At 55.9% G+C, this 1,457-nt stretch carries 2 protein-coding genes; both read left to right on the top strand.

The genetic code is table 11. From position 1 onward, the window contains the following. Nucleotides 1-238: 238 nt before the first annotated feature. A complete protein-coding gene (locus tag ACXJ5O_RS26840) occupies nucleotides 239-466 on the top strand; it encodes an MbtH family NRPS accessory protein (protein ID WP_457302568.1) in 228 nt (75 codons plus the stop codon). A 39-nt stretch (nucleotides 467-505) separates the two neighbouring features. Continuing rightward, the coding region (locus ACXJ5O_RS26835) for a condensation domain-containing protein (RefSeq protein ID WP_457302567.1) at nucleotides 506-1,457 on the top strand (952 nt) is incomplete at its 3' end.

The following is a 1,457-nucleotide window of genomic DNA, read 5'->3' as shown; positions in this document are numbered from 1 at the left end:
GAAGCGCAATGAGACAGGGAACCGCTCAACGCGTGTTTCTTTGGCAAGGTTGGATATGAGGGTCATGGCGCACTCCGCAGCATCACGCCGCAGCTGTTACGCGCGGCTTTCCTACAGAGACGCAATAAGCCGGCGTCGATTTAGGTCAATCTTTGAAAAAATTTTCTCCATTCTCGCTTAAATTGAAGGCGACCTCGTCCGTCTCTTGATCATGTTTGTCTGTTTGGGAGTCTGCACGATGTCTGCAGGAGAGCTATTGCCGGAGACTTGGCCAGAAACCTGGCCCGAGACCTGGAGTGTCGTTCGCGACCGGGAAGACCGCTATTCCGTCTGGGCTGACGACAAGGCGCTGCCTGTCAGTTGGAGCAAGGAACCGATCAGCGGCACGCGTGACGAGTGCCTGCAAAAGATCAAGGAAATCTGGGTTGACCCAAGGCCGCTCGGTTTGCGGCAGGCCATGGCCTGAGCCTTACGCTTACAATTCAGATAATGGACCGGTGAAAATATGAACAAGCTATTCGCACCAAATCAGGCGAACGATACCGTCGTGGTGGATGACGTTTCTCGCAGTGTCTCTGACAGCTTTCCTTTAAGCCTTGCGCAAAAGCGCATCTGGTCGCTCGAGCAGATCGGCAACAACACTGTTTTCCCTTTGCAGGTTCTCACCCTGCACTGGCATTCCACCGTTACACCCGATCAGCTGCAGCACGCCCTTGCGAAGCTGGCAAAACGCCATAGCGCCCTGCGCACAGGCTTTCGCCGTTTCGCCGGTGGGCGTATCGAACAATTTTCAGACGTGGGCGAAACTCCGCCTGTAGAGACGCTTGGAAGTGACAGCAATCCTCTGACAGCAGTTGAAGCAGCAGAACACGAGGCCGAGTTTATCTCCCGTCCCTTCGATTTGCTCAGCGGCGTGTCATCCCGCTGCCAGCTGATCGTGACGGCGCAAGGCACGCTGAAATCGACCATCGTCCTGCATCCGATTGTCTGCGACGATGCCGCTCTCTCGATCCTGCAACGGGATCTGATCGCGCTCATCAATAACGAGACACTGGCCCCGGTCATTGACGACAACCTGTTGCGCGGTACCCACGAAGAAGAGTGGCTTGAGACGAACGATTTCACCACTGCGCTCGGGCATTGGCGCAATCTGATCGGGGAGGAATATACCGCAACGACTTTGCCGACACGTTTCAACGCGATCGGCTATGCGGGTGCCAAGCGCCAACACCGCCCGTTCCAACTCGATTCAACGCTATGGACCAGCGTCAAGCTTTACGCGAAGCAGCACGAGCTGAAGGCAGATCTCGTGCTGTCCTCAGCATTTGCAGTTCTCCTCGCCCGCTACAGCGGCAACTACAGCTTGCATCACGGCGTCCTTTTATCGAACCGTGACGCAGATGGACGCGGGCAAATCGTCTGCCGCGTTGAACAGATTTTGCCGCTCAAACTCCAGC

This window comes from Phyllobacterium sp. P5_D12 (assembly GCF_054049495.1).
This window is presented reverse-complemented; position numbering and strand designations above follow the sequence as displayed.

Bases quoted from the DNA above. Each gene is read 5' to 3' on its own strand.
- ACXJ5O_RS26840 (WP_457302568.1), top strand. From the start codon at position 239: ATGTCTGCAGGAGAGCTATTGCCGGAGACTTGGCCAGAAACCTGGCCC.